The following is a 26734-nucleotide window of genomic DNA, read 5'->3' on the forward strand; positions in this document are numbered from 1 at the left end:
AGGCTACCGCTACCGTCCGCGCAGCCGTCGTACGAGGATGCTGGCGTCCCCGCGGGTCTCCAGGTCGGCCAGGACCACGGCGACGGCCTCGCGGACGATGCGGCCCCGGTCCACGGCCAGGCCGTGCTCGCCCCGGAGCACCAGGCGGGCGTGCTCCAGGTCCATCAGCTCCTCGGCGGAGACGTACACGGTGATCTTCTCGTCGTGGCGCTCACGCCCGCTGGGGCGCCGTGCGGCGGCCCTGCCGCGCTTGCGGGGCCGGTCGACGCCAGGGGCGGCAGAACCTTCCTGCGCGCCCGTTCCCGGCCCGGAGGCCCGTGCGGAGCGCTCCGTGCCCCGTGTGTGCGTCTCGCCCGCCGAGCCCGGCTCCGCGTCCGCCGCCGCGTGCTCCGCGCCCTCGCCGTCCCCGGCCTGCGCGGGCACCGACTGCGGTGCGTCCTCGGCGGCTGCCTGGTCGCTCTCCCCCGCCGGGGCCGGCACCCGGGCCTCGCCGCCCGCCGGTCGCCGCGGGGTGGACGCCTGGAGCGCCATTCCCCCTGTCGTACGGAAGAGTTCGTCGGCCCCCGGCAGACTCACTCGGCGTGACACCGGGCGAGCACCTCCCTGGCGAGCTGGCGGTAGGCGGCGGCACCGACGGAGTTGGACGCGTACGTGGTGATCGGCTCACCGGCGACCGTGGTCTCCGGGAAGCGGACCGTGCGCCCGATGACCGTGTGGTAGACGTGGTCGTCGAACGCCTCGACGACCCGCGCGAGCACCTCACGGCTGTGCACCGTGCGCGAGTCGTACATCGTGGCGAGGATGCCGTCGAGCTCCAGGTCGGGGTTGAGCCGCTCCTGGACCTTCTCGATCGTCTCGGTCAGCAGCGCCACACCGCGCAGCGCGAAGAACTCGCACTCCAGCGGCACGATCACCTTGTGCGCCGCGGTCAGCGCGTTGACCGTGAGCAGGCCGAGCGAGGGCTGGCAGTCGATCACGATGTAGTCGTAGTCGTCCATCAGCGGCTTGAGCGCCCGCTGCAGCGTGGACTCGCGCGCCACCTCGCTCACCAGCTGCACCTCGGCCGCCGACAGGTCGATGTTGCTGGGCAGCAGGTCCATGTTGGGGACCGCGGTCTTCAGCAGCACCTCGTCGGCCGCCATGCCCCGCTCCATGAGCAGGTTGTAGACGGTGAGGTCGAGCTCCATCGGGTTGACGCCGAGTCCGACCGAAAGCGCGCCCTGCGGGTCGAAGTCGACGAGCAGCACCCGGCGCCCGTACTCGGCGAGCGCGGCACCCAGGTTGATGGTCGACGTGGTCTTGCCCACGCCGCCCTTCTGGTTGCACATCGCGATGATCTTGGCGGGGCCGTGCTCGGTCAGCGGGCCCGGGATCGGGAAGTACGGCAGCGGGCGTCCGGTCGGGCCGATGCGCTCGCGGCGCTGTCGGGCCGCGTCGGGCGCGAGCGTGGCGGCGTACTCGGGATCCGGCTCGTACTCCGCGTCCGGGTCGTAGAAGTGCCCCTCGGGCAGTTCGTCGTAGTCGGCGAAGTGGTTGCGTGGCGCGCCACTTCCGTCGCCGGCCATGGCGTTCACGTGTTGGCCATCCATACTCATGTGTGCTGTCCGAGTTGCCTGCGGACTCTGGTGGTCGGCTGCCAAGGTGCGTACAGCCACGGAGCCGACAGCCTCGAGACGCCCGGGACCGTGGGTCCGTGCCGGCATTCCTGGTTGACCACCCCCGGGAGTAAATGTCGACTCATTCACAAGTCGTCTTACCTCCTTGGTGACCAGGGAACTTCTAGACAGGTCAGCGTGGCACCATGCCGACGTTCGGCGACTCTATGGCGTGTCGGCCGTCCGCAGCAACACAATCCGCCGGACCCGGCCCGATGTGTCGGCAATGAAACATCCCTCTGTCAAGGGCGTACGGCCGTCGCACAGCAGGTTTCACCGGTGCGCGAATCGGTTGAAGCGTTACGTTCGAGGCGAGTTGACCGAGAATCGCAAAGTGACCATACACACACCCGGCCGGACCTTGTCGGGCAAGGTCCGGCCGGGTGTGCGGGGTTGACGACGACTGTTGACGTATCGCCTTTGCCGTTTGATGACTTAGGCGAGCAGAGTCGCCGGGTCGACATACTCCAGACCGTGCGCCTCGGCGACCTCGCGGTAAACCACCTTGCCGTCATGGGTGTTGAGACCCTTGGCCAGCGCGGGGTCGCGGCGCAGCGCCTCGGCCCAGCCGCGGTCGGCCAGCTCGACGATGTAGGGCAGCGTGGCGTTGGTGAGCGCGTTGGTGGAGGTGTTGGGCACCGCGCCCGGCATGTTGGCGACGCAGTAGAAGACCGAGTTGTGGACCCTGAAGGTCGGCTCGGCGTGCGTGGTCGGGTGCGAGTCCTCGAAGCAGCCGCCCTGGTCGATCGCGATGTCGACAAGGACACTGCCCGGCTTCATGCGGGAGACCAGCTCGTTGGTGACCAGCTTCGGGGCCTTGGCGCCCGGGATGAGCACCGCACCGATGACCAGGTCGGCGTCGACGACGGCCTTCTCCAGCTCGAAGGAGTTGGACATGACGGCCTTGACCTTGGTGCCGAAGATCTTGTCGGCCTCGCGCAGCTTGTTGATGTCGCGGTCGAGCAGGGTCACCTCGAAGCCCATGCCGACGGCGATCTGGGTGGCGTTCCAGCCGGAGACGCCACCGCCGATGACGACGGCCTTGGCGGGGGTCACGCCCGGCACACCGCCGGGCAGCACGCCGCGCCCGCCGTTGGGGGCCATCAGGTGGTAGGCGCCGACCTGCGGGGCGATCCGGCCCGCGACCTCGGACATGGGGGCCAGCAGCGGCAGCGCGCGGCTGGGCAGCTCGACCGTCTCGTAGGCGATGGCGGTGGTGCCGGACTCGATGAGCGCGTCCGTGCACTCCTTGGAGGCGGCCAGGTGCAGGTAGGTGAAGAGCGTCTGGTCCTTGCGCAGGCGGTGGTACTCCTCCGCGATCGGCTCCTTGACCTTCAGGAGCAGGTCCGCGGTGGCCCACACCTCGTCGGCGGTGCCGAGTATCCGCGCACCGGCCGCGACGTACTCCTCGTCGGGGATCGAGGAGCCGACGCCGGCGTTGTGCTCGATGACGACCTGATGACCGTGGCGCACCAGCTCGTGCACGCCGGCGGGGGTGATGGCCACCCGGAACTCGTTGTTCTTGACCTCGCGGGGGATGCCGACCTTCACGTGGATCACGGTCCTTGCCTCAGAGGATGGGCTATTACAAGGCATACCCGCTCAAGCGCGGGCACACCGGGAGAGACCGCAGGAGAACGTGCGGCAGAGCCAGTCTAATGAAGGTGTTCCCTCTGTCTAGCCTTTCAAAGCATTAATCTTCAGACGATGTGCTGCGGATTTCGCAGGCGTCTGCGGGATCTTCCCTCAACATCCGTTCGGCCGCGCCCCGCTCCAGGCCCGCGGCGGTGGGGTCGCCGAGCCGGTCCAGCGTGTCGGCGAGCCGCAGGTGCAGCGCGGCCTGGAGCCGTACGTCCTCGGCCCGGCGGGCCCAGTCGACGGCCTCCCGGCAGGTGCGCAGCGACTCCTCGGGGCGCCCGGCGTACTCCTGGACCCGGGCCAGCTCGGACAGTGCCCGCGCGTGTGCGGCCACGTCCCCCGCCTTGCGGTACCCGGCCAGCGCGGCGCGCCAGGACCGCACCGCCTCGCCGTAGCGTCCGGCGTAGGTGTGGGCGGTGGCGAGGCGGCCGTAGATCCGGGCGGCGTCGGCGCGCTCGTCCCGGGCGAGGCGCTGGGCGAGGGCCCGGCCGAACCAGTCGGCGGCGCGGTCGTAGTCCCCCAGCTCCAGGTGGGCGCCGCCCACGGATTCCATCGCGCGGCCGGTCGCGTACGGGTCGTTCGCCTCGCGTCCGGCGTCCAGCGCGGCCCGATAGCGCACCAGGGCCTCGGCGGTGCGGCCGGTGCGGGCGTCCAGGTCGGCCAGGTTCAGCAGCGCCGCGGCCTTCTCCCGGGGCAGTTCGCGGCGCTCGGCCACATCGAGGACGAGGCGGTGGACGCCGTACAGGTCGGGGGCGGCGGCCCGGGTGCCGAAGTGGGCGACCATGGCCCGCACCAGCTGGGACATCAGTCTGCGGGCAAGGGTGTCCAGCTCGCCGTCGGCGACCGCGAGGCGGGCCGCGGCCAGCAGGGCCGGACGCCGGGCGCGCAGCCAGTCGGCGGCGGCCCTCGGGTGCGGGAAGCGCAGGTCGCGCGGCGTGGCGAGGAGCTTCTCACGGGCCTGCGGGCTGTCGGTCTCGGTGACCGCCCGGCAGGACTGGAGCAGCCGCACGGTCCGCTCCAGCATGCGGGCGCGGGCCAGTTGCAGCTCGGCGGGCCGGTCGTGCTTGCGGGCGAGGGCGCGCAGCCGGCCGTGCAGGCACCCGGGGACCTCGTACTCGGGCAGCGGCGAGTCGACGGCGCGCAGCAGGCCGAGGCCGACGAAGTCGTCCAGGGTGGTGCGGGCGCCGCTCACCGAGCAGCCGGCGAGCGCGGAGGCGGTGTGCGGGTCGACCAGGCCCGCCGGGGCGAGGGAGAGCAGCCGCAGCATGCGGGCGGCGGTGCTGGGCAGCGACGCGTAGACGAGGCGGAAGACGCGGCCGAGCGCGCTCCCCTCGTCGCTCTCCGCGTGCACGTGCTTGGCCAGGTCGGCGACGGCCGCCTGGGGACGGGCCGCGAGCCAGCCGCCGGCCAGGGTCAGCGCGGCGGGCTGGGCCTGGCACAGCTCGACCAGCTGTTCGGCGGCCCGGGGGTCGACGGTGATGCGGACCGAGCCGGTGTGGCGGGACAGCAGTTCCACGGCCGACTTGGTGTCCAGGCCGCCCAGCGTGCACGGGCGGACGTCCGCGATGCCGGTCAGCGGGCCCTCGGCCACGGCGACGGCCAGGCAGTCCGGGGTGTCCGGCAGCAGGGCGTCGACCTGCTCGGCGTCGGCGACGGCGTCGAGCAGGAGCAGGACCCTGCGGTCGGCGAGCGCGCTGCGCAGGGTCTCGGTGAGGTCGTCCTCCTCGGCCCCGGGCGGCGCGGTGCGGTCCAGTTCGGTGAGCAGGTCCCGGGCGACGCGTTCGACGGGGACGCGGGTGCCGTCCGGCTCGCTCAGCCGGGCCCGCAGCACGCCGTCCGGGTAGTCGTCCGCGACCCGCGCGGCCAGTTCCTCCGCGAGCGCGGTGCGCCCCGAGCCGGGGCGGCCCGCGATCAGCAGCACGCGCGCGCGGGGGGCCTTGCGGCCGGAGAGGGTGTCGAGGCCGGCGCGCTCGATGTCGGCGCGCAGCTCTTTCAGCTCCCGGGTGCGGCCCAGGAATCCGCTGTCCGCAGCAGGGTCCTGAGACAGTCGTACGCCGTCCGTGTCCACCGCCTGATCCGTCACGGGCCACACTCCCGATCCCACCGCACGCCGGTGCCCGCCGGAAGCCCGGTTCGGGCGTTTGAGAGCCTAGTTCACGCTCTGCGACGTTCCCGGTGGAGCGCGGCGGGCACATCCCCCGATCGGATCAGCCGATGGTCACACCGGCGGAGGCTCCGAGAGCGCCCTCAGGCCTCGAACGGGCGGGCCGGCCACGGGGCCTGGGCCGGACGCAGGGCGTCGAGTCCGTCGCCCTGCTCGGCGGCGACCAGCGAGAGCACGCCCACGACCAGGCAGTTGTTGTGCAGCTCTCCCGCGAGCACCCCCCGCACCAGGTCGGCGACGGGCACCCGCTCCAGCTCCATGTCGGCCTCCTCGTCCTCGACCTCGAAGCGCTCACCGGCGGCCTCGGACAGGTCCCGGGCGAGGAAGATCCGTACGGCCTCGTCGCAGCCGCCGGGGGTGGTGTAGACGTCGGTCAGCACCCGCCAGTCCTCGGCCTTGACGTGCGCCTCCTCGTACAGCTCGCGCTGGGCGGCGTGCAGCGGGTTCTCGCCGGGGACGTCGAGCAGCCCGGCCGGGATCTCCCACAGCTTCTCGCGCACGGGGTGCCGGTACTGCCGGATGACCAGCACCCGGCCCTCGTCGTCCAGGGCGAGGACGGCGACCGAGCCGGGGTGGACCTGGTAGTCGCGGGTCACCACGGAGCCGTCGGGCATGACCACGTCGTCCGTGCGGACCGAGGTCTTCTTGCCCCGGAAGGGGGTCTGGCTGCCCCGGATCTCCCACTCCTCGGGAGTGTCCTTGATCGTGCTGCCCGTCATTGCCTGACCTGCCCTTCCAGACGTACGCGAAAGCCGGGGCCCGCGCGGTTGAGTGCGCGCGCCCCGGCCACCGTACAACTGGTGTGTTACTTCGACGTCTTCCGCTCGACCGCGGCCTTGACCAGCCCCGCGAAGAGCGGGTGCGGGCGGGTCGGGCGCGAGCGCAGCTCCGGGTGGGCCTGCGTGGCGACCAGGTAGGGGTGGACGTCGCGCGGGTACTCGACGTACTCGACGAGCTTGCCGTCCGGGGAGGTGCCCGAGAAGAGGAGGCCGGCCTTCTTCTCCAGCTCCGCGCGGTAGGCGTTGTTCACCTCGTAGCGGTGGCGGTGCCGCTCCTCGACGTACTCCTTGCCGTCGTAGACCTCGCGCACGATGGAGCCCTCGGCCAGCTTCGCCGGGTACATGCCGAGCCGCATGGTGCCGCCCATGTCGCCCTCGCCGGCCACGATGTCCAGCTGCTCGGCCATGGTGGAGACGACCGGGTGGGCGGTGGCGGGGTCGAACTCGGTGGAGTTGGCGTCCGCGATCCCGGCCAGGTTGCGCGCGGCCTCGACCACGATGCACTGCAGGCCGAGGCAGAGGCCGAGCAGCGGGATCCGGTTCTCACGGGCGTACTTGATCGCGCCGACCTTGCCGGTCACGCCGCGTTCGCCGAAGCCGCCGGGGATGCAGATCGCGTCGACGTCGCCGAGCTGCGCCTTGGCACCGGCCGGGGTCTTGCAGTCGTCGGAGGTGACCCACTTGATCTTCACGCGGGCCTTGTTGGCGAAGCCGCCCGCGCGCAGCGCCTCGGTGACCGAGAGGTAGGCGTCGGGCAGGTCGATGTACTTGCCGACCAGGGCCATGACGATCTCGTGCTCGGGCTTGTGGACGCGGTCGAGCAGGTCGTCCCAGGTCGTCCAGTCCACGTCGCGGAACGGCAGGTCCATCTTGCGGACGACGTAGGCGTCCAGGCCCTCGGCGTGGACGACCTTGGGGATGTCGTAGATGGAGCGGGCGTCGGGGCAGGCCACCACGGCTGCCTCGTCGACGTCGCACATCAGCGAGATCTTGCGCTTGATCGCGGTCGGGACCTCGCGGTCGCAGCGCAGGACGATCGCGTCCGGCTGGATGCCGATGTTGCGCAGGGCGGCGACGCTGTGCTGGGTGGGCTTGGTCTTCAGCTCGCCCGACGGGCCGATGTAGGGCAGGAGCGAGATGTGGACGACGAAGACGTTGTCGCGGCCGACCTCGTGCCGGACCTGGCGGACGGTCTCCAGGAACGGCAGCGACTCGATGTCGCCGACCGTGCCGCCGACCTCGGTGATCACGACGTCGACCTCGTCCGTCGCCATGCGGCGGATGCGGTGCTTGATCTCGTTGGTGATGTGCGGGATGACCTGGACGGTGTCGCCCAGGTACTCGCCGCGCCGCTCCTTGGCGATCACCGTGGAGTACACCTGGCCGGTGGTGACGTTGGCCGAGCCGTCGAGGTCGCGGTCGAGGAAGCGCTCGTAGTGGCCGATGTCCAGGTCGGTCTCGGCGCCGTCGTTGGTGACGAACACCTCACCGTGCTGGAAGGGGTTCATCGTGCCGGGGTCGACGTTCAGGTACGGGTCGAGCTTCTGCATCACGACGCGCAGGCCCCGGGCCTTGAGCAACATGCCGAGGCTGGAGGCGGTGAGCCCCTTGCCGAGCGAGGAGGCGACACCCCCGGTGACGAAGATGTGCTTGGTCGTCGAGGCTGTGCTGTTTCGAAAAGCGGTGGGCGGCATGGCCAAGAGGGGGCTCCCGTGGTCGCGGTCTGGGGTGCGGTGCGTTCGCCCTCCGCCCCGGTCGTCCGGGGTGTCGTCGGCGGCGCCGTCGCTGCGGTTCCGGGGTTTTTCTCCCACCGGTCCACGGGCTACCAGCGTATCAGCGCCTCGGGGCGATGGCTTCCGGCCACCCTCCGCGCACGCACGGACACGCAGGTGGGACCGTCACCGTTTCCTCACGCGGTGGTCACCCGTTCGGCGGACCCGGGTTGCCCGGAGCGGCACACAGATCATCTACGTGCGTCGTATCCTGCTCGGACGTTCGCTGCCGAGCCCGCCCGGCGACACGGCACCACCCCTCGCCCGTCAGCGCCGGAACAACGAGAGCTCGTCAGTTCGTTGAGCAACAATTGTCGTTCGGGGCACCACGTTTGGCTGCACGGCCGAATGGCTGCTTTGCTTCATCGCTCAACGAGGCATGGCACACAGGACAGACATCCTCGACACACATTCCCTGACACACACCCCTGACCCCACCCTTGACCGCTGACCGCACTAGCGACCGCCCCCATGCGGGGTGACGTGGCCGTTCGACTGGAGTTGCACGTGGCCGGGCGCATCGAAGACTACGCACTCATCGGAGACATGCAGACCGCTGCCCTGGTCTGCCGGGACGGCACAGTCGACTGGCTGTGCCTGCCCCGCTTCGACTCGCATGCCATCTTCGCCGGCCTGCTGGGCACCGGGGAACACGGCTTCTGGCGGCTCGGACCCGCCTATGCCCCCGGCGCGGAACCGCCCACGTCGGCCCGGCGGACCTACCGCGGCGACTCGCTGATCCTGGAGTCCGAGTGGGACACCCCGCGCGGCACCGTCCGGGTGACCGATTTCATGCCGCCGCGCGACGGTGCGCCGCAGCTGATCCGGATCGTGGAGGGCGTCTCCGGCCGGGTTCCGATGCGCTCGGAGCTGCGGATGCGGTTCAGCTACGGCCGGGTGGTCCCCTGGGTCCACAAGCACGAGGGCCGCACGGTGGCCGTCGCGGGCCCGGACTCCGTGTGGTTCGACACGGAGGCGGAGACCTACGGCAAGGCGCTGACCACGTACGCGGACTTCACGGTGGCGCCGGGTGACCGGATCGCGTTCACGATCTCGTGGGAGCCCTCGCACAAGGAGCCGCCGGCGCTGCCGGAGCCCGAGCAGTCGCTGGTGGCCACCGAGGACTTCTGGCGCGACTGGGTCGAGCACTGTACGTACCACGGTCCCTACCGGGAGGCCGTGGTCCGCTCCCTGATCACGCTGAAGGCCCTGACGTACGCCCCCACCGGCGGCATCGTCGCCGCGCCCACCACCTCCCTGCCGGAGGACATCGGCGGCGTCCGCAACTGGGACTACCGCTACACCTGGCTGCGCGACGCCGCGATCACCCTGTCCTCGCTGCTGCGCACCGGCTACCGCGAGGAGGCCCGCGCCTGGCGCGAGTGGCTGCTGCGCGCGGTCGCCGGCGACCCCGAGAACCTGCAGATCATGTACGGCATCGCCGGTGAGCGGGAACTGGGCGAGGCGGAACTGGACTGGCTGCCCGGCTACGAGGGCTCCGGCCCGGTCCGGGTCGGCAACGGCGCGGCCCACCAGCTCCAGCTGGACGTCTACGGCGAGGTGACCGAGGCCCTCCACCTGGGCCACATGACGGGCCTGGCCCGCAACGACTACGCCTCGGTGCTCCAGCTCAAGCTGATCCGCTACCTGGAGTCCCACTGGCACGAGCCGGACGAGGGCATCTGGGAGGTGCGCGGCCCGCGCCGCCACTTCGTGCACTCCAAGGTGATGGCCTGGGTCGCCGTCGACCGCACCATCAAGCTGATCGAGTCCGGCGACGCCGACGGCCCGCTGGAGCGCTGGAAGCAGCTGCGCGACGACATCCACCGGGACGTGTGCGAGAAGGGCTACGACAAGGAACGCAACACCTTCACGCAGTCCTACGGCTCCCAGGAGCTGGACGCCTCCCTGCTGCTGATCCCGCAGATGGGCTTCCTGCCGCCGGACGACAAGCGGGTCATCGGCACCATCGAGGCCATCCAGCGCGAGCTGTCCACCTCGGACGGCTTCATCCTGCGCTACCCGACGGACGGCAAGGACGAGGGCGTCGACGGTCTGCCGGGCGACGAGGGGGCCTTCCTCGCCTGCTCGTTCTGGATGGCCGACGACCTGGCGATGATCGGCCGGGTCGACGAGGCGCGCAAGCTGTTCGAGAAGCTCCTCTCCCTCCGCAACGACCTGGGCCTCCTGGCCGAGGAGTGGGACCCCCGCCTGCAGCGCCAGGTCGGCAACTTCCCCCAGGCCTTCAGCCACGTCCCCCTGATCGACACGGCCCTCAGGCTGACGGCGAGCGGGGCGTACGGCGGCTGAGGACGGGGCGCGGGGCGCCGGAATTCGGCCACGGAGGGGCGGACCGGCTCACAACGGCCCGCCCCTCCCGTGGCCGACACCAGGGGCTCCGCCACCCCACCGGCCACTGCCGATGCCTCGCCGGACAGGACCGACGCCGACACCGAGCGGGTCGGGGGCCGCCCCCGGGTGCTCGGCATTCGGAATGCCACACGGCCCGGTGATCCGGCCGCTCTCCGTCGTCCACCGCCGGCACCCCTGTCGGCCGTGGCCGCGCGGGCGGGCTCAGGGTGCCAGTGCTGTCAGGGTGCGTTCTGCGCCCGGGTCGCCGGACGTCGCCGGTACCAGGGCGATCTCGTCCAGGCCCGCGTCCGCGTAGGCGTCCATCCGGGCCCGTACGGTGTCGAGGCCGCCGATCAGGCCCACGGTGGCCGCCGCCTCTTCAGGCAGCGCCCGCAGCAGGGTGTCGGCGTCGGCTCCCGTGCGGGCCAGCGCGACCGCCTCGCCGAAGCCGGCCTCCTCGAACATCTCGCGGTAGCCGGGCACCGTGAGATAGCCCACGACGCTGCGCATGACCTGGGTGAGGGAGGCGGGATCGGGGTCGACGGCGGCGGGGACCCAGGCGGCCAGCGTCGGCGGGGTCCGTCCGGCCTCGCCGCAAGCCGTGAGCAGCTTGGCGCGCAGGGCGCGGACCTGCTCGGGCGAGACCACGTCGAGGAGCATGCGGTCGGCGTACCGGGCGGCGACGGAGATCGCCCGGTCGCCGAAGGCCGCCACGGTGAGCGGACCGCCCGGCGGCCGGTGGCGGCGCCGGAAGGCGCTGCCGGGCACGACGGGTTCGCCCGGCACGCCGTGGAGCAGTTCCCGCAGTGCCCCGGCGGTCTCCGCCAGCACGGCCGCCGGCCGCTCCCGGACCCGGCCGTGGACACCCTCGACGACCCGCTTGCTCGACGTGCCCAGCGCCACGCCGACCGGGCGCCCGGTGACCGCGGCGACCGAGGCGGCGCCCCGCGCGATGCCGTGCGGGTCGCGCACCGACACGGCGACCGGCCCGGCGGTGAGCGCGATCCGCCGGGTGCCCGCCCCGACGGCCGCGGCCAGCACGAACGCGTCCCAGGTCGGCCCCTCCCCCAGCCACACCTCGGGGTATCCCAGCCGGTCTGCCTGCTGCGCCACCCGCAAGGGCTCGTCGAGGGGGCTGGCGTCCTCACGTGCGGCGGCCACGACGGTGATGTCCATGTCCGGTGCCCTACCCCGCGGACGCCCGCCGACCCGGCGGAGGCCGGGTGGATGTCCCGGGCGGGGCCGTGCCGGGTAGCGTCCGGCTCATGGACAGCGGCATGAACAGCGGGTTCGACACGCAGGGCGCCGGGATCACCGTGCGGCGGGCACTGGAGCTGCCCGGGCTGCGCAGCGGTCTGCCGGAGGTCCTCGCGGGCGCCGACCGCATGCAGCGCACCGTGCGCTGGGTGCACGCCGGTGAGGTGCCCAACATCGCCTCGCTGCTCAAGGGTGGCGAACTGCTGCTGACCACGGGATACGGCCTCGGCACCCGCCCCGCCGAGCAGCGGGCGTTCGTGCGCACGCTGGCCGAGCGCGGCATCGCGGCGCTCGTCGTGGAGCTGGGCCCGCGCTTCGCCCGGCTGCCGGCGGCGCTGGTCGACACGGCCCGCGCGGCCGGGCTGCCGCTGGTGCAGCTGCACCGCGAGGTGCCGTTCGTGACGGTCACCGAGGAGATCCACACCGAGATCGTCAACGGCCACTACGCGCTGCTCCAGCGTGCCGAGGAGGTGCACCGCCGCTGCACCGAGGCCCTGCTGGGCGGCGGCGGAGTGCCCCAGGTCCTCGCCATCCTGGCCGACTTCGCCGGGAACCCGGTCTTCCTGGAGACCATCGACGGCCGCCTGCTGTACGCCGCCGGTCCCGGGCCCGAGGGCGCCGACCCCCTCCAGGTCTGGGAGGGGCTGCGGGGCCCGCACAAGGAGGCGCCGCCCCCGGCGGGCTCGGTCCTCGTGGACGTGCCCGGCGGCGGACCGGGCACGGGGTCGGTCCGGGCCCGCCTCGCCCTGCTGCCGGTACGGTCCCCGCTGGCGCCGGTGCACCGGATGGCGGCGGAGCGGGCGGCGGGCATCCTCGCCGTGGTGCTGATGCAGGCACGGCAGGAGGAGGAGCTGGCGGCACGTGGTCGGGGCGACTTCCTCACCGACCTCGCCGAGGGCCGGATCACCGCGGAGGACGCTCCGGCGCAGGCCCGGGTCCTGGGCTTCAAGCCGGGGTCGGGACCGCTGCTGCCGGTGGTGATGCGGCTGGGTGACGCCCTGTCCCCGGCGGGCGGCGGCTGGGCGCTGCTGGCGCGCGCGGTCGCCGAGGAACTGGCCTCGGTGGGGGTGCCGGTCCTGCTGGGCGTGCGGCCGGTGGAGGGCCGGGTCCCGCTGCTGCTGGGGCTGCGCTCGGAGTCCGAGCGGGCGGCGGTCGCCGACCGGGTCGCCGCGGCGCTGCGGGCGGGCGTGGAGCGGGCCGGGATGCAGCGGCCGGGGGCGCAGCCGCCGGTCGTGGTCGTCGGGGTGTGCGGCGGCTGGGCGGCGGCCTCGGCGGGCCTCAGGCACGCGGCGGAGACGGCGACCGCGGCGCAGGGCCTGACCGACCGGCCCTGGTACGACGCCCGGCGCCTGGACATCGACCTGCTGCTGTGGCGGCTGCGCGACGACCCGGACCTCGCGGCGTTCGTGGACCGGGCGATCGGTCCGTTGCGGGACCACGACGAGCGCTCGAAGCCGCCGCTGCTGCCCACCCTCCAGACGTACCTGGCCCACGCCGGCCGCAAGGCGGAGACGGCGCGCGAACTCCACCTCAACCGGCAGACGCTCTACAACCGGCTGGCGCGGATCGGGGAGCTGCTGGGCACGGACCTCGACGACCCGCAGACGGTGCTGGCGTTGAGCCTGGCCCTGCGCGCCCGCCGGCACGTGCCCTAGGGGGTGTCCGAGGCGGGTGCCTAGAGCAACGGCGTGGGCTGCGTCAACTCGTCGTAGATGCTCAGCACCTGGGCGACGGTCTCGTCCTCGGTCGGCCAGCCGGCCGCCTGCCGTGCGCCCCGCTCGCTCAGCTCGTCCCGCCGCGCGGGGTCGGCGAGCAGGCGGACCACGGCGTCGGCGAGGGCCACCGCGTCCCCGGGCGGCACGAGTTCGGCGGCGTCGCCGACCAGCTCGGGGATGCCGCCGACGGCACCGGCGACCAGCGGCACGCGTGCGTGGAGTGCCTCCTGGGCGAGGACGGAACGCCCCGGCTCACGGCGGCTCGGCAGCAGCGCCAGGTCGGCCGCCGCCAGCAGGTCGGGAACGTCGTCGCGGCTGCCGACGAGCACGACCGGCAGTCCCTCGTCCTCGATCCGCCCCTGCAACTCGCCGCGCAGCGGGCCCTCCCCGGCGACCACGACCAGCGGCGCGGGGTCGAGGCGGCGCCATACGCGCGCGGCGTCGAGCAGGACGTCGTATCCCCGGTGCGGCTCCAGGGAGCCGACGGCGACCAGCAACGGGCGGTCGATGACGCCGAGTTCGGCCCGGACCTTGGGCCGCAGCCGGTCGGGGTCCTCGGGTCCGGCGGGCCGGTCCGGCCGGGCGGGAAGCGCGACAGGGCCGAGACGGGCGTCCCGCGCGCCCGTCCGCCGCGCCCCGTCGACCAGCTCCGAGGTGGCGCCGAGCACGACGGTGGCGGCCTTCATCACCCGCCGCTCCAGCACGCGCAGCAGCTGGCCGCGGGCCCCTTCGGCGTGCGCCCGGTCGTGCCAGGTGACGACGAGCGGTGTGCGCACGCGCCGCCCGCCCAGGGCCAGGGCGGCCCGGAAGGAGGCGTGCAGTCCGTGCGCGTGCACCAGGTCGGCCTCGGCGCACACCGTCCGCAGCGTGGCCACCGACACGGGATCGCTGCTGCGCGGCACGTGCACGTGGTCGGCCCCGGCGCCCGTGAAGTCGTAGGTGCGTTCCGCATCAAAGGGGGCGCACACCGTCACTTTCACGCCCCGTGCGACGAGCCCCGCGGCCAGTGAGCGCACGTGCGCGCTGCTGCCGGCGTTGCCGCCGCCCAGCACCTGCACGGTGCGCAACGGCGACTGGCCGTGCGGTGAGTGGCTGCTCACGGGGGTCACCTGGCCGCGGCTCCTGGTTCGGCGGGGGACGGTCACGAAGAACGTACAGAAGGATGGTGCGGACGGGGCGCGCCGGGCGGATTCCGGTGCGCCGCTCCGTCAAGGATGCCAGGCCGCACGGGTGTTCCGGGAACGACGACCGCCACGACCGGACGACCGACGGGACAACGACACCGGTCCGTCTCACTCGTACGAGTGAATGTCACGCCGTCGCACCGGCCCACCCGGGGCGTACGTCCAGGAGCCCGGTACGCCCGCTCGGACGCCGGAGTCCCTACTGGTCGGCCCGGGCCGTCGCCAGCAGTTCCTCCGCGTGGGCGCGGGCCGTCTCCGAGTCCTCCTGGCCGGCGAGCATCCGGGAGAGTTCCCGTACGCGTTCCTCGCCCTCCAGGACCTTCACGCCGGAGCGGGTGACCGAGCCGTCGTTCGTCTTCTCCACCAGCAGCTGACGGTCGGCGAACGCGGCCACCTGCGGCAGATGCGTGACGACCACGACCTGCGCGCTCTTCGCCAGCCGCGCCAGCCGCCGCCCGATCTCCACCGCCGCCTTGCCGCCGACCCCCGCGTCGACCTCGTCGAACAGGTACGTCGGCACCGGATCGGTGCCCGCGAAGACGACCTCCACCGCCAGCATCACGCGCGACAGCTCACCACCGGACGCGCCCTTGGCGATCGGCCGCGGCGGCGCTCCGGGGTGCGGCGCGAGCAGCAGCTCCACCTCGTCGGCGCCCGACGGCCCGCAGGCGACCGTCCGCCCGCCGACCTCGACGCCCTCCGGGTCCTCGGTCTGCCGGATCTCGAACGACACGCGCGCGTGGGGCATGGCCAGCGACGCCAGCTCGGCGGTCACCGCGGCGGCGAACCGCTCGGCTGCCTCGGTACGCGCGTCGGTCAGCGCCTGGGCGAGCCCGCCCAGTTCCGCCCGCAGCGCGTCCCGCTCGGCGGTCAGCTCGCCGATCCGCTCGTCGTCGCCGTCCAGCTCGGTCAGCCGCGCGGCGCTCTGCTCGGCCCAGCTCAGCACGGCCGCGATGTCCTCGCCGTACTTCCGGGTCAGCGCCGTGAGCGCGGCCCGGCGCTCCTCGACCGCCGCCAGCCGCAGCGGGTCGGCGTCCAGGTCGTCGGCGTACCCGGCGAGCTCCCCGGCCACGTCGCGCAGCAGGATGCCGACCTCACCGATCCGCTCGGCGAGCGCGGCCAGCGCCGGGTCGTGCGACCGTACAGCATCCAGGGCCCGCTGCGCGCCCGCGACGAGCGTGGAGCCGTCCACGCCCTCGGGGTCCTCCGGGTTGCCCGCCAGGGCGGCGTGGGCGGCCGTGGCGGCCGACGCGAGCGCCTCGGCGTGTCCCAGCCGCTCCGCCTCCTCCGCCAGCTCCACGTCCTCACCGGCGCGCGGCTCGACGGCCGCGATCTCGTCGAGGCCGTAGCGCAGGAGGTCGGCCTCCTGGGCGCGCTCACGCGCGCGCGTGGTGATCTCCTCCAGCTCCGTGGTGACGGCCCGCAGCCTGCGGTACGCCTCGGCGTACTTGGTGAGCGGACCGGCGACCGCGTCGCCCGCGTACCGGTCGAGCGCCTGCCGCTGCCGGGACAGCTTGAGCAGCCCCTGCTGGTCGGTCTGCCCGTGCACGGCCACCAGCTCGTCGGCCAGCTCGGCGAGCATCCCCACCGGCACCGACCGCCCGCCCAGATGCGCGCGCGAGCGCCCCTCGGCGGAAACGGTACGGCTGATCAGCAGCGCCCCGTCGTCCAGCTCGGCCCCGGCCTCCTCGGCCCGGACGGCGGCCGCGGCGTCGTCGGGCACGGCGATGCGCCCCTCGACGACCGCGCTCTTCGCCCCGATCCGCACGAGCGCCGCGTCCGCGCGTCCGCCCAGCAGCAGCCCCAGGCTGGTGACCACCATGGTCTTGCCGGCACCCGTCTCACCGGTGACAGCGGTGAACCCCGGCGACAGCTCGACCACGGCGTCGTCGATGACCCCGAGCGACCGTATCCGCATCTCCTCAAGCACGGACACGACCATACGAGGTCCGAGCCCGGGAGTGCGACCGGCCCGCCCTTGTCACCCAGGGGAGTGGACGCGCCCCTTCAGGGGCGCGGGGCTGTGTCATGTGCGGCTCGCCGCGTGGGCGCGAGAACCACACACGACCCGCACACGCCGTACCGCCCCCGGCCCTACGGCGCTAATGCGGAGCGCCCCGCCACCCGGACACCGGCAGCGCGAACTTCGCCACCAGCCGGTCCGTGAACGACGCATGGTGCAACCGAGCCAACCGCACCGGCACCGCCCCCCGCCGCACCTCCACCCGCGCCCCGGGCGGCAACTCCACCGTCCGCCGCCCGTCGCACCACAGCACCCCCGGCGGGACATGCGGCAGCACCTCCACCGCCAGCACCGAGTCCGGCGAGGTCACCAGCGGCTTCGCGAACAGCGCGTGGGCGCTGATGGGCACCATCAGCAGCGCCTCCACCTCGGGCCACACCACCGGCCCCCCGGCCGAGAACGCGTACGCCGTCGACCCGGTCGGCGTGGACAGCACGATGCCGTCGCAGCCGAACCCCGTCACCGGCCGGCCGTCGATCTCCAGCACGACTTCCAGGAGCTTCTCCGCGCCCGCCTTCTGCACGGCCGCCTCGTTCAGCGCCCAGTCGGTGTGCACGATGTCGCCGTTGCGGTGCACGACGACGTCGACGGTCATCCGCTCCTCGACCTCGTAGGCCCGGCTCACCACCCGGTCGACGACCTTGTCCAGGTCGTCGCGCTCGGCCTCCGCGAGGAAACCGACCCTGCCCAGATTGACGCCGAGCATCGGAACGCCCGAGGCACGGGCGAACTCGGCGCCGCGCAGCAGCGTGCCGTCGCCGCCCAGCACGATCAGCAGCTCGCACCCGTCCAGGCACTGCGGAGTGGCCTCGCCGACCAGCTCCACCTCGCCCGGCAGTGGCAGGTCGCGCGCCTCGGCCTCCAGGACCCGTACGCCGATCCCGGCCCGCAGCAGCCCCTTGACCACCAGCTCGGCGCTGCGGATGGCAGCGGGGCGCCCGGTGTGGGCGAGCAGGAAAACAGTACGCGCTCGGTTCTGTGTCAACGCGGCCCCTCCGCCACTGCACGATCGACATCGGCCGGGTCCAGTTCACCGGCACCGGCCCGCAGCCACAGAAAGTACTCGACGTTCCCGGAGGGACCGGGCAGCGGACTGGCGGTGACCCCCTTCACCCCGAGCCCCAGCTCCCAGGCCCTCCGCGCCACCGCCCGCACGGCCTCGGCCCGCAGCTGCGCGCTGCGTACCACTCCCCCGCTGCCGAGACGTTCCTTCCCCACCTCGAACTGCGGCTTCACCATCATCACCAGGTCGGCGTCCGGCCGGGTGCACCGCACCAGTGCGGGCAGTACCAGTCCGAGCGGGATGAAGGACAGATCCCCCACGACAAGGTCCACGGGCTCCCCATCGATCGCTTCCGGCGTCAACTCGCGTACGTTCGTACGGTCCTTGACGGTGACGCGTTCATCCTGCCGGAGACTCCAGGCGAGTTGTCCGTATCCGACGTCCACGGCGACGACGTGCGCGGCGCCCGCCCGCAGCAGTACGTCGGTGAAGCCGCCGGTGGAGGCACCGGCGTCCAGGGCCCGCCGCCCCTCGACGACGAGGCCCTGCGGAACGAACGCCGACAGCGCCCCGGCGAGCTTGTGGCCGCCGCGCGAGACGTAGTCGGGGTCGTTGTCGTCGGCGGTCACCACGATCGCGGCGGCGGTCTCGACCTGTGTGGCGGGCTTCGTCGCGACGGTCTTGCCGACGGTGACCCGCCCGGCGGCGATCAGCTGGCTCGCGTGCTCGCGCGAGCGCGCCAGCCTGCGGCGGACCAGCTCCGCGTCGAGACGGCGGCGTGCGACTCCTGCCACGTTCGGTTCAGCTCCTGTGTTCGTGCGGGGACGGGGGCGCCGGTGGACCCGGGCGGGCGTCGAGCGCGGTGAGCGCGTCGCGCAGCCCCCGGTGTACATCCTCGTACACCTCGACATGTCCGTCGGTGGCCAGGTGGTCGGCGTCGGCCAGCCGCGCCAGCCGGGCGTCGACCTCGGCGTTCCCGATGGGGGTGCGGGGGACGTCCAGCGGGGCGGGGGCGGCCGGCTCGTACCCGGGGTCCGGGTGGGCGCCGGGCTCCGTCTCCTCGGGCTCCGGCTCCGGTACTGCGTCGCTCATGCCCCGACGCTACCGCGTGGCGCTGGGGTACGGTCGGTCACGATGGCGACGACTGAGGAGTGCCGTGCCGCACTCGACAAGCTCTCGGACAGCATGCGCGGCGCCGAAGGGGACGTGCGGTCGGCCACGGAGCTGGACCGCTCGGTGAGCTGCCACATCACCGACCTGGACGTCACCTTCGCCGGACGCATGGCGGACGGCCGCATCGACGTGCGCGAGACCCTGCAGGGTCCGCCGCGCGAGAAGGCCGAGATCAGGCTGGCGATGACCGGCGACGACCTGGTGGCCCTGGTGGCGGGCGAACTGAACTTCGCCAAGGCGTGGGGCTCGGGCCGGGTGAGGCTGGAGGCGGGCCTGCGTGACCTGTTCCGGCTCAGGAAGCTCCTGTAGCGGCCGCTTCCGCCCGCTGGGTACGCCCCTTGCGGGCGGCCGGCACCACCAGCGGCGTGCCCGTCTCCGGGTCGTCGATGACCTGGCAGCGCAGCCCGAAGACCCGCTCGACCAGGTCGGCGGTGACAACGTCCTTCGGCGCGCCCTCGGCGATGATCTCCCCGCCGCGCAGGGCGATGAGGTGGGTGGCGTAGCGGGCGGCGTGGTTGAGGTCGTGCAGCACGGCCACGAGGGTGCGGCCCTGCTCCTCGTGGAGCTCCGCGCACAGGTCGAGGACGTCGATCTGGTGCTGGATGTCCAGGTACGTCGTCGGCTCGTCGAGCAGCAGCAGCGGGGTCTGCTGGGCGAGCGCCATGGCGATCCACACGCGCTGGCGCTGTCCGCCGGAGAGTTCGTCGACGTAGCGGTCGGCCAGCTCGGAGATGCCGGTCTGGGCCATCGACTCCTGGACGACCCGCTCGTCCTCGGTCGACCACTGGCGAAGGATGCCCTGATGCGGGTAGCGGCCGCGGCCGACGAGGTCGCCGACGGTGATGCCGTCGGGCGCGATGGAGGACTGCGGGAGCAGGCCGAGGGTCCGGGCCACCTTCTTGGCGGGCATCGACTGGATGACCGACCCGTCGAGCAGTACCCGGCCCTGGCTCGGCTTGAGCATCCGTGACAGGGCGCGCAGCAGGGTGGACTTGCCGCACGCGTTCGGGCCGACGATCACCGTGAAGGAGTTGTCGGGTATCTCCACCGACAGCTTCTCCGCGATGACCCGCTGGTCGTAGGCGAGGGTGACGTTCTCGGCGGTCAGGCGGTTCACGTTGCTCCTTCGGTTCTCGGGCCCGCTGCGGTGGCCGGTGCCGGCGCTCATATCCGGCCCGCCTTGCGCTCGGTGACCAGCAGCCACAGCAGGTAGACGCCGCCGAGGACGCCGGTGACGACGCCGACGGGCAGCTGGTCGGCGCCGAAGACCCGCTGCGAGATCCAGTCGGCACTGACCAGCAGGGCGGCGCCCATGCACAGGGACGGCAGCAGGTTGGGGCCGGGCGAGCGGGTCAGCCGCCGGGCGAGCTGCGGCGCGGTGAGCGCCACGAAGCTGACCGGTCCCGCGGCGGCGGTGGCCGAGGCGGTGAGCAGGACGGCGGCCACCATCAGCAGCGCCCGCACCCGCTCGACGCGCACCCCGAGGGCGTACGAGACGTCGTCGCCCATCTCCATCATCCGCAGCGCCCGCCCGTTGGTGAGCACCAGCGGGACGAGCACGGCGCACAGCGCGAGCAGGGGCCAGACCTGGTCCCAGTCGCGGCCGTTGAGGGAGCCGGTCATCCAGACGACGGCGCGCGAGGCGTCGACGATGTCGGCGCGGGTGAGCAGGTAGCCGTTGACCGCCGTGACGATCGCGGACACGCCGATACCGACCAGGACCAGTCGGTATCCGTGCACGCCCCGCTTCCAAGCGAGCAGATAGATGGCGAGACCGGTCACCAGGCCGCCGGCGAGTGCGCCGACGGTGACCTGGGCCGAGCTGCCGGAGAACAGGACGATCATGATGAGCGCACCGGCCGTCGCCCCCTGCCCGAGGCCCAGGACGTCCGGACTGCCGAGCGGGTTGCGGGAGATGGCCTGGAAGAGCGCGCCGCCGACGCCGAGCGCGCCGCCGACCAGCAGTCCGACCAGGACCCGCGGCAGCCGCAGCTCGTTGACGATGAACTCCTGCCCGGCGTTGCCCTGACCGACCAGGGTCCTCAGCACGTCGGCGGCCGGTATGTCGAAGTCGCCGGTGCCGATCAGCAGCACGCTCGCGGCGAGAGCGAGGAGCAGCAGCAGGACGACGACGACCGCGGCCCGCACGTCCAGGCGGAGGGACAGCCCGCCCGCGGTACGCACGGCACGGTTGCTCTTCACGGTCTTCCCGTTCTTCACAGCTGGGCCGTCCTCCGCCGTCGTACGAGAAAGATGAAGACCGGTCCGCCGAGGACGGCGGTGACGATGCCGACCTGGAGTTCGGAGGGCCGGGCGACGATCCGGCCGAGGACGTCCGCGCCCAGCAGCAGCACCGGGGACAGGATCGCCGCGTACGGCAGGATCCAGCGCAGGTCGGGTCCGGTGAAGGAGCGGACGATGTGCGGGATCATCAGCCCGACGAACACGATCGGCCCGCAGGCGGCGGTCGCGGCCCCGCACAGCACGGTCGCGGCGAGCATGGCCAGCGCCCGGGTGCGGTTCAGGTTGGCGCCGAGGGCCTTGGCGGTGTCGTCGCCCATCTCCATGGCGTTCAGCGGCCGGGCGAGCGCGAGGGCGAGGACCGTGCCTGTCACGAAGAAGGGCAGCACCTCCCGGATGGTGCCGGTCGTCGCCGAGGCGAGCGAACCGACCGTCCAGAAGCGCATCCTGCCCAGCGCCGCGTCGTCCATGATCATCACGGCCTGGAGGTAGCCGAAGAGCGCGGCGCTGATCGCGGTCCCGGCCAGCACCAGCCGCACCGGCGTGGCGCCCCGGCTGCCGCCCAGGAACCAGACCAGTGCGCCGACCCCCGCCGCACCGGCGAAGGCGAACCAGACGTACCCGGTCAGCGAGGTGACGCCGAAGAAGGTGATGCCCGTGACGACGGCCGCCGAGGCGCCCGCGTTGATGCCGAGCAGTCCGGGATCGGCCAGCGGATTGCGGGTCAGCGCCTGCAGCACGGCTCCCGCGAGGCCGAGGGCGGCGCCGGCCAGCAGGCCGAGGACGGTGCGCGACAGGCGCTCGCCGACCACGACGTCGCCGTAGGTGCCCGAGTCGTGGAAGAGGCCGTGCCAGACCTGGGCCAGGGACAGGTCCTTGGCGCCGATCGCGATGCTCGCCAAAGCGATGAACACCAGGACCGCGACGGAGACGGGCAGCCCCGCGGCACGCAGGACGCGGCGCTTGGAGGGCGGCGCGGGAGCGGTCTCCGCGCGCTGTTCGGGGGGACTGTCGACCAACACGCAGTTAGGTTAGCCTACCCTGCCAATCGATCACGATTCCCGAGGACTGCCACGAGGCCCCGGCCCGCGTCCGTCCCATCCGTGAACGGGCGCCTTCCCCGTACACCGCCGTCACAACCCCAACCGCGCCAGCGCCTTCCCCGAGTCCAGCCCGCAACCCCGCTCTCCGCCCTCCGTCCAGGCCGCCGCGCACAACGCACGCAGCCCGTCCAGCGCCGCGCCCTCACCGTCCAGTTCCAGCCGCTCGCCGCCGGCCGTCGCGGTCCAGCCTCCGCAGCGGAAGCCTCCCTCCGCGTCACCCGTGACCTCCGGCTGCCCGGTGAGCAGCCCGCGCAGATCGGCGTCGACGTATGTCGGCCGATGCTGTGGCGGCGCCGCCAGCAACTGCGGCCCGTCGGTCACACCGGTCAGGACGAGCAGCGAGTCGACCTCCCCGTTGAACGCGCCCTCGATGTCCGTGTCCAGCCGGTCGCCCACCACCAACGGACGCTGAGCGCCGGTCCGCAGGATCGTCTCCCGGTGCATGGGAGGCAAGGGCTTCCCCGCGACCTGCGGCTCGGCGCCGGTCGCGATCCGCACGACCTCCACCGCCGCGCCGTTGCCCGGGGCGATCCCGCGGGCGCCCGGGATGGTCAGGTCGGTGTTGGAGGCGTACCAGGGGACACCCCGCGCGATCGCGTAGCAGGCCTCGGCGAACCGGCCCCACGGCAGCTCGGGACCGCCGAACCCCTGCACCACGGCCGCCGGATCGTCCTCGGCCGACTCGACGGGCTCGAGACCACGCTCACGCAATGCCACGCGCAGCCCCTCACCGCCGATCACCAGCACCCGCGCCCCCGAGGGCAGCTGCTCGGCGATCAGCCGGGCGACCGCCTGCGCCGACGTGATGACGTCCTCCGCCCCCGTCGGTATGCCCAGCTCGGTCAGGTGCGCGGCCACCGCGTCGGTGGTACGGAGCGCGTTGTTGGTGACGTACGCCAGGCGCATGCCGCCATCGCGGGCCGTGGCCAGGGAGTCGACGGCGTGAGCGATCGCGTGCCCCCCGGCGTACACCACGCCGTCCAGGTCGAGCAGCGCCGTGTCGTAGGCCTCGTTCAGACCCCGCCCACTGCCCTCGGGCCTCGTCCTGACGCTCCGGCTCATTCCGCATCGCTCCTCGTTCGTCGCCTTTCCCCCGATCATCCCCCATGCCACTGACACACGTACGATGCCGGGATGAACTCTGCAGGTCACCCGGAAGCAACGGCGCGCCGGGGCCTGGAACTCACCCCGTTCCGAGGCCTCCGTTACGACCCCGACCGGGTCGGCAGCCTGGCCGCCGTGACCTCCCCTCCCTACGACGTCGTGGTCCGCCCCGACGGCCTGCTCCACCTCGAGTCCGCCGACCCGTACAACATCGTCCGGCTGATCCTGCCGCAGGCCGCCACGCCCGAGGAGCGCAACGAGCAGGCCGCGCGCACCCTGCGGCGCTGGACGGCGGAGGGCGTCCTGACCACCGACCCCGAACCGGGCCTGTACGTCTACGAGCAACGCGACCGCGAGGGCATGGTGCAGCGCGGCGTCATCGGTACCCTGCGCGTGTCGGACCCCGCCGAGCAGGTGGTCCTGCCGCACGAGGACGTCATGCCCCACGTGGTCGCGGACCGCGCGGCACTCATGCGGGCCACCCGGGCGAACCTCGAACCGCTGCTCCTGACCTACCGCGGCGACGGCGAGGCCCCTGCCACCACCGCCCTCGTGGAACGCACCGCCGAACAGCCGCCGCTCCTGTCCACGACCACCGAGGACGGCCACTGCCACCGCCTGTGGTCGGTCACCGACCCGGACACCGTGGCCCACGTCCAGGCCGAGCTGTCCCGGCACCAGGCCCTCATCGCCGACGGCCACCACCGCTGGGCCACCTACCGCACCCTGCGCGCGGAACACCCTTCGCCCAGCCCGTGGGACCACGGCCTGGTCCTCCTGGTCGACACGGCCCGCTACCCGCTCCGCGTCCGCGCCATCCACCGGCTGCTGCACGGCCTGCCGGTGCGCGACGCCGTGGCCGCCCTGGACGGCCGCTTCCGCGTCCGCCGCCTGGGCACCCCGCTGGACGCGTCCCTGGAAACGCTGGCGGAGGCAGCCGCCGCGGGCAACGCCTTCCTCCTCGCCGGCGACGGCGACTTCCACCTCGTCGACCTGCCGGAGCCCGGCCTGCTGGCCCGTACGGTCCCCACCGACCGGCCCGAGGCCTGGCGCACCCTGGACGCCACCGTCCTGCACGCCACGCTCCTCGCCCACGTCTGGCACGTCCCCGACGACTCGGCGGCCCACGTCTCCTACATCCACGACACGGCGGCCACCGTCGAGAAGGCCGAACGCGACGGCGGTACGGCGGTGCTGATGCACCCGGTCCACGAGGAGGTCGTCCGCGACCTGGCCCGGCAGGGCGTCACGATGCCCCGCAAGTCCACGTCCTTCGGCCCGAAACCGGCCTCGGGCCTGGTGCTGCGCACACTCGACACCTGAGACGGCCTGACGACACGCCGAAGGGGGCGGGCCCGTGAACCGGTCCCGCCCCCTTCGTCACGCCGTCAGGCCGTCAGGCCGTCAGGTATTCAGACCCTCAGTCCTTGTCCCCGTCCTCGGCGGAAGGGCTCCCCCCACCGTCGCTCTCGGACTCACCCTCGTCCAGGGCGTCCATGAACTCCACGCCGTCCAGCTCGGCGAGCCGGTCGGAGGCGTCCGTGCTGCCGTCCCGGTCCGACTCCACGGCCTTCGCGAACCACTCCCGCGCCTCCCGCTCCCGGCCCGCGGCCAGCAGCGCGTCGGCGTAGGCGTACCGCAGCCGCGCGGTCCACGGCTGTACGGAGTTGGAGGCCAGCTCGGGGCTCTGCAGCGTCACGATGGCCGCGTCCAACTGCCCCATGTCACGCCGGGCACCGGCCGCCACGAGCCGCATCTCGACCTGGCCGGCCTTGTCCAGCTTGTGCACCTCGGGGGCACCGGCCATGTCCAGTGCCTTCTCCGGCCGGCCGAGGCCACGCTCGCAGTCGGCCATGACCGGCCACAGCTCCACGGAACCGGTCATCCGCCGCGCGGCCCGGAACTCCGCCAGCGCCTCGCCGTACTTCTGGTTGGCATACGCGGCGAACCCGGCCGCCTCCCGTACGGCGGCGACGCGGGACGCCAGGCGCAGGGCCACCCTGGAGTAGCCGTACGCTGCCTCGGGGTCCTCGTCCAGCAGCCGCGCGACCATCACCAGGTTCCTGGCGACGTCCTCCGCGAGCGTCTTGGGCAGGCTCTGCAGCTCCTGCCGTACGTCCTTGTCGATCTCGTCGCCCGTGACCTCCTCGGGGATCGGCAGACGCTTGATCGGCTCGCGGTCCCGGTCACGGTCCCGCTCCTCACGGAAGCGGCCACCGCCGCCACCCTGCCGGTCGTCACGCCCGCGGTAACCGCCGGGCCGACCACCCCGGTCGTCACGACGGGGCCCACGACCGCCCCGGTCGTCACGCCCGCGGAACCCACCGCGGTCGCCACCCCGGTCGTCACGCCCGCGGAACCCGCCACGCTCTCCACGGTTGTCGTCCCGCCGGAAGCCACCACGGTCGTCACGCCGATCGTCACGGCGGAAGGGAGGACGCTCGTCCCGCCGGTCGTCACGCCGGAAAGACGGACGGTCATCACGGCGGTCGTCGCGCCGGAAGGGAGGACGGTCGCCACCTCGATCGTCACGCCGGTCATCCCGACGGTCGTCCCGCCGGTACGACGGACGGTCGCCGCCCCGGTCATCACGGCGGTCGTCCCGGCGGAAGGGAGGACGGTCGCCACCCCGGTCATCACGGCGGTCGTCACGGCGGAAGGGAGGACGGTCGCCGCCCCGGTCATCACGACGGAAAGACGGACGGTCGCCCCCACGATCGCGATCGTCACGCCGTCCGTAACCGCCACCACGGTTGTCCTCACGACGGTCGTCACGGCGGTCGTCACGCCGGAAACCACCGCGCTGCCCGGCGCCGTCGTCACGGCGGTCATCACGGCGGAAGGAGGGACGGTCATCACGGCGGTCGTCGCGCCGGAAGGGAGGACGGTCGCCACCTCGATCGTCACGCCGGTCATCCCGACGGTCGTCACGCCGGTACGAGGGACGGTCGCCGCCCCGGTCATCACGGCGGTCGTCACGGCGGAAGGGAGGACGGTCGCCGCCCCGGTCATCACGCCGGTCGTCACGGCGGAAGGGAGGACGGTCGCCGCCCCGGTCATCACGCCGGTCGTCACGGCGGAAGGGAGGACGGTCGCCGCCCCGGTCATCACGCCGGTCGTCACGCCGGAAAGACGGACGGTCGCCCCCACGATCGCGATCGTCGCGGCGGGGCCCGCGGTCGCGATCGTCCCGGCGGAAGCCGCCACTCTGTCCGCCACGGGCATCACCCCTGCGGTCGTCGCGGCGGAACCCACCACGGTCACCGCGCTGACCCCTACGGTCGCCGCGGTCACCACTGTCCCGTCGCCGCTGGTCGCGCTCCGGTCGGTCGTCGGGAGAGTTGGTGGTCATCGGTGACTCCTGTCTTCGGTACCGCAAGTCATTCTCGCGCAGCCGGCTACCCGGTGCGCCCTGGAAAAACGAAAGGACCCCTGGTCCCCAGCTGAACGCTGGGGACCAGGGGTCCTTCCCAAAGATTGTTCGGCGGCGTCCTACTCTCCCACAGGGTCCCCCCTGCAGTACCATCGGCGCTGTAAGGCTTAGCTTCCGGGTTCGAAATGTAACCGGGCG

General features: G+C 73.0%; 22 protein-coding genes and 1 rRNA gene. 4 read left to right on the plus strand and 19 right to left on the minus strand.

The window, feature by feature from the left end:
* Window positions 1–9 precede the first annotated feature (9 nt).
* The 6 genes from ACZ56V_RS28075 to ACZ56V_RS28100 all read right to left on the minus strand — a co-directional run bounded on the left by ACZ56V_RS28075 (window position 10) and on the right by ACZ56V_RS28100 (window position 7930).
* Window positions 10–588 carry a hypothetical protein gene (locus tag ACZ56V_RS28075; protein ID WP_468946044.1) on the minus strand — a complete coding sequence of 193 codons (579 nt, stop codon included), beginning with the start codon at window positions 586–588 and terminating at the stop codon, window positions 10–12.
* Complete coding sequence (locus ACZ56V_RS28080; protein WP_171987084.1) at window positions 573–1703, minus strand: ParA family protein; 1131 nt, start codon at window positions 1701–1703, stop codon at window positions 573–575. Before ACZ56V_RS28080 ends, ACZ56V_RS28075 begins: the two co-directional genes overlap by 16 nt.
* A gap of 387 nt (window positions 1704–2090) precedes the next feature.
* Window positions 2091–3206, minus strand: a complete 1116-nt coding sequence (gene ald, locus ACZ56V_RS28085) for an alanine dehydrogenase (protein WP_398916711.1) — start codon at window positions 3204–3206, stop codon at window positions 2091–2093.
* Window positions 3207–3348: 142 nt separating this feature from the next.
* Entirely contained in the window at window positions 3349–5376 is a 2028-nt protein-coding gene (locus ACZ56V_RS28090) for a tetratricopeptide repeat protein (RefSeq protein ID WP_398916537.1), read from the minus strand.
* Between the two features lie 164 nt (window positions 5377–5540).
* Complete coding sequence (locus ACZ56V_RS28095; RefSeq protein WP_104635625.1) at window positions 5541–6176, minus strand: NUDIX domain-containing protein; 636 nt, start codon at window positions 6174–6176, stop codon at window positions 5541–5543.
* 86 nt (window positions 6177–6262) lie between these two features.
* Window positions 6263–7930 (minus strand): CTP synthase, encoded by a 1668-nt coding sequence (locus ACZ56V_RS28100; RefSeq protein WP_398916710.1) that lies wholly within the window; start codon window positions 7928–7930, stop codon window positions 6263–6265.
* Between the two features lie 585 nt (window positions 7931–8515).
* On the opposite strand from ACZ56V_RS28100, the gene ACZ56V_RS28105 reads away from it, so the two are divergent.
* Entirely contained in the window at window positions 8516–10318 is a 1803-nt protein-coding gene (locus ACZ56V_RS28105; RefSeq protein ID WP_356365419.1) for a glycoside hydrolase family 15 protein, read from the plus strand.
* Window positions 10319–10582: 264 nt separating this feature from the next.
* Here ACZ56V_RS28105 and ACZ56V_RS28110 read toward each other — a convergent pair whose 3' ends face one another.
* The gene (locus tag ACZ56V_RS28110) at window positions 10583–11536 is read right to left on the minus strand and encodes an LLM class F420-dependent oxidoreductase (protein WP_398916535.1); all 954 of its coding nucleotides are present in this window, start codon (window positions 11534–11536) and stop codon (window positions 10583–10585) included.
* Between the two features lie 89 nt (window positions 11537–11625).
* Between ACZ56V_RS28110 and ACZ56V_RS28115 the strand changes: the two genes are divergently transcribed.
* The gene (locus ACZ56V_RS28115) at window positions 11626–13272 is read left to right on the plus strand and encodes a PucR family transcriptional regulator (RefSeq protein ID WP_468946049.1); all 1647 of its coding nucleotides are present in this window, start codon (window positions 11626–11628) and stop codon (window positions 13270–13272) included.
* A gap of 20 nt (window positions 13273–13292) precedes the next feature.
* On the opposite strand, the gene ACZ56V_RS28120 is transcribed toward ACZ56V_RS28115, so the two are convergent.
* The 5 genes from ACZ56V_RS28120 to ACZ56V_RS28140 all read right to left on the minus strand — a co-directional run bounded on the left by ACZ56V_RS28120 (window position 13293) and on the right by ACZ56V_RS28140 (window position 18634).
* Window positions 13293–14441, minus strand: coding sequence for a glycosyltransferase family 4 protein (locus ACZ56V_RS28120; RefSeq protein ID WP_467384285.1), 1149 nt, complete (start codon window positions 14439–14441; stop codon window positions 13293–13295).
* Window positions 14442–14715: 274 nt separating this feature from the next.
* Window positions 14716–16458: a DNA repair protein RecN gene (recN, locus tag ACZ56V_RS28125; protein WP_398916529.1), complete on the minus strand. Its 1743-nt coding sequence runs from the start codon at window positions 16456–16458 to the stop codon at window positions 14716–14718.
* A gap of 160 nt (window positions 16459–16618) precedes the next feature.
* A complete protein-coding gene (locus tag ACZ56V_RS28130) occupies window positions 16619–17524 on the minus strand; it encodes an NAD kinase (RefSeq protein WP_052842112.1) in 906 nt (301 codons plus the stop codon).
* Entirely contained in the window at window positions 17521–18336 is an 816-nt protein-coding gene (locus ACZ56V_RS28135; protein WP_356365407.1) for a hemolysin, read from the minus strand. The genes ACZ56V_RS28130 and ACZ56V_RS28135 overlap by 4 nt, the downstream gene beginning before the upstream one ends.
* Window positions 18337–18343: 7 nt before the next feature.
* Window positions 18344–18634, minus strand: coding sequence for a hypothetical protein (locus ACZ56V_RS28140; RefSeq protein ID WP_468946054.1), 291 nt, complete (start codon window positions 18632–18634; stop codon window positions 18344–18346).
* 42 nt (window positions 18635–18676) lie between these two features.
* Between ACZ56V_RS28140 and ACZ56V_RS28145 the strand changes: the two genes are divergently transcribed.
* Window positions 18677–19024, plus strand: coding sequence for a sterol-binding protein (locus ACZ56V_RS28145; protein WP_356365403.1), 348 nt, complete (start codon window positions 18677–18679; stop codon window positions 19022–19024).
* Here the strand turns inward: ACZ56V_RS28145 and ACZ56V_RS28150 are convergent.
* The 4 genes from ACZ56V_RS28150 to ACZ56V_RS28165 form a co-directional block, all read right to left on the minus strand.
* Window positions 19008–19883, minus strand: a complete 876-nt coding sequence (locus ACZ56V_RS28150) for an ABC transporter ATP-binding protein (protein WP_467384288.1) — start codon at window positions 19881–19883, stop codon at window positions 19008–19010. The two genes, ACZ56V_RS28145 and ACZ56V_RS28150, sit on opposite strands and share 17 nt — an antisense overlap.
* Window positions 19880–20917, minus strand: coding sequence for a FecCD family ABC transporter permease (locus ACZ56V_RS28155; RefSeq protein ID WP_468946059.1), 1038 nt, complete (start codon window positions 20915–20917; stop codon window positions 19880–19882). The genes ACZ56V_RS28150 and ACZ56V_RS28155 overlap by 4 nt, the downstream gene beginning before the upstream one ends.
* Before the next feature lie 14 nt (window positions 20918–20931).
* Window positions 20932–21978: a FecCD family ABC transporter permease gene (locus tag ACZ56V_RS28160; protein ID WP_467384290.1), complete on the minus strand. Its 1047-nt coding sequence runs from the start codon at window positions 21976–21978 to the stop codon at window positions 20932–20934.
* Window positions 21979–22089: 111 nt separating this feature from the next.
* The gene (locus ACZ56V_RS28165; RefSeq protein ID WP_468946062.1) at window positions 22090–23121 is read right to left on the minus strand and encodes an HAD-IIA family hydrolase; all 1032 of its coding nucleotides are present in this window, start codon (window positions 23119–23121) and stop codon (window positions 22090–22092) included.
* A gap of 72 nt (window positions 23122–23193) precedes the next feature.
* Here ACZ56V_RS28165 and ACZ56V_RS28170 point away from each other — a divergent pair, with 72 nt between their 5' ends.
* Entirely contained in the window at window positions 23194–24486 is a 1293-nt protein-coding gene (locus ACZ56V_RS28170; RefSeq protein ID WP_398916513.1) for a DUF1015 domain-containing protein, read from the plus strand.
* 97 nt (window positions 24487–24583) lie between these two features.
* Here ACZ56V_RS28170 and ACZ56V_RS28175 read toward each other — a convergent pair whose 3' ends face one another.
* The 3 genes from ACZ56V_RS28175 to rrf all read right to left on the minus strand — a co-directional run.
* Window positions 24584–25324 (minus strand): hypothetical protein, encoded by a 741-nt coding sequence (locus tag ACZ56V_RS28175; RefSeq protein WP_398916707.1) that lies wholly within the window; start codon window positions 25322–25324, stop codon window positions 24584–24586.
* The gene (locus ACZ56V_RS28180) at window positions 25216–26457 is read right to left on the minus strand and encodes a hypothetical protein (protein WP_468946064.1); all 1242 of its coding nucleotides are present in this window, start codon (window positions 26455–26457) and stop codon (window positions 25216–25218) included. Before ACZ56V_RS28180 ends, ACZ56V_RS28175 begins: the two co-directional genes overlap by 109 nt.
* A 185-nt stretch (window positions 26458–26642) precedes the next feature.
* Window positions 26643–26734, minus strand: a 5S ribosomal RNA gene (rrf, locus tag ACZ56V_RS28185); the annotation flags it as partial.

Source organism: Streptomyces sp. NPDC034099 (genome assembly GCF_055575415.1).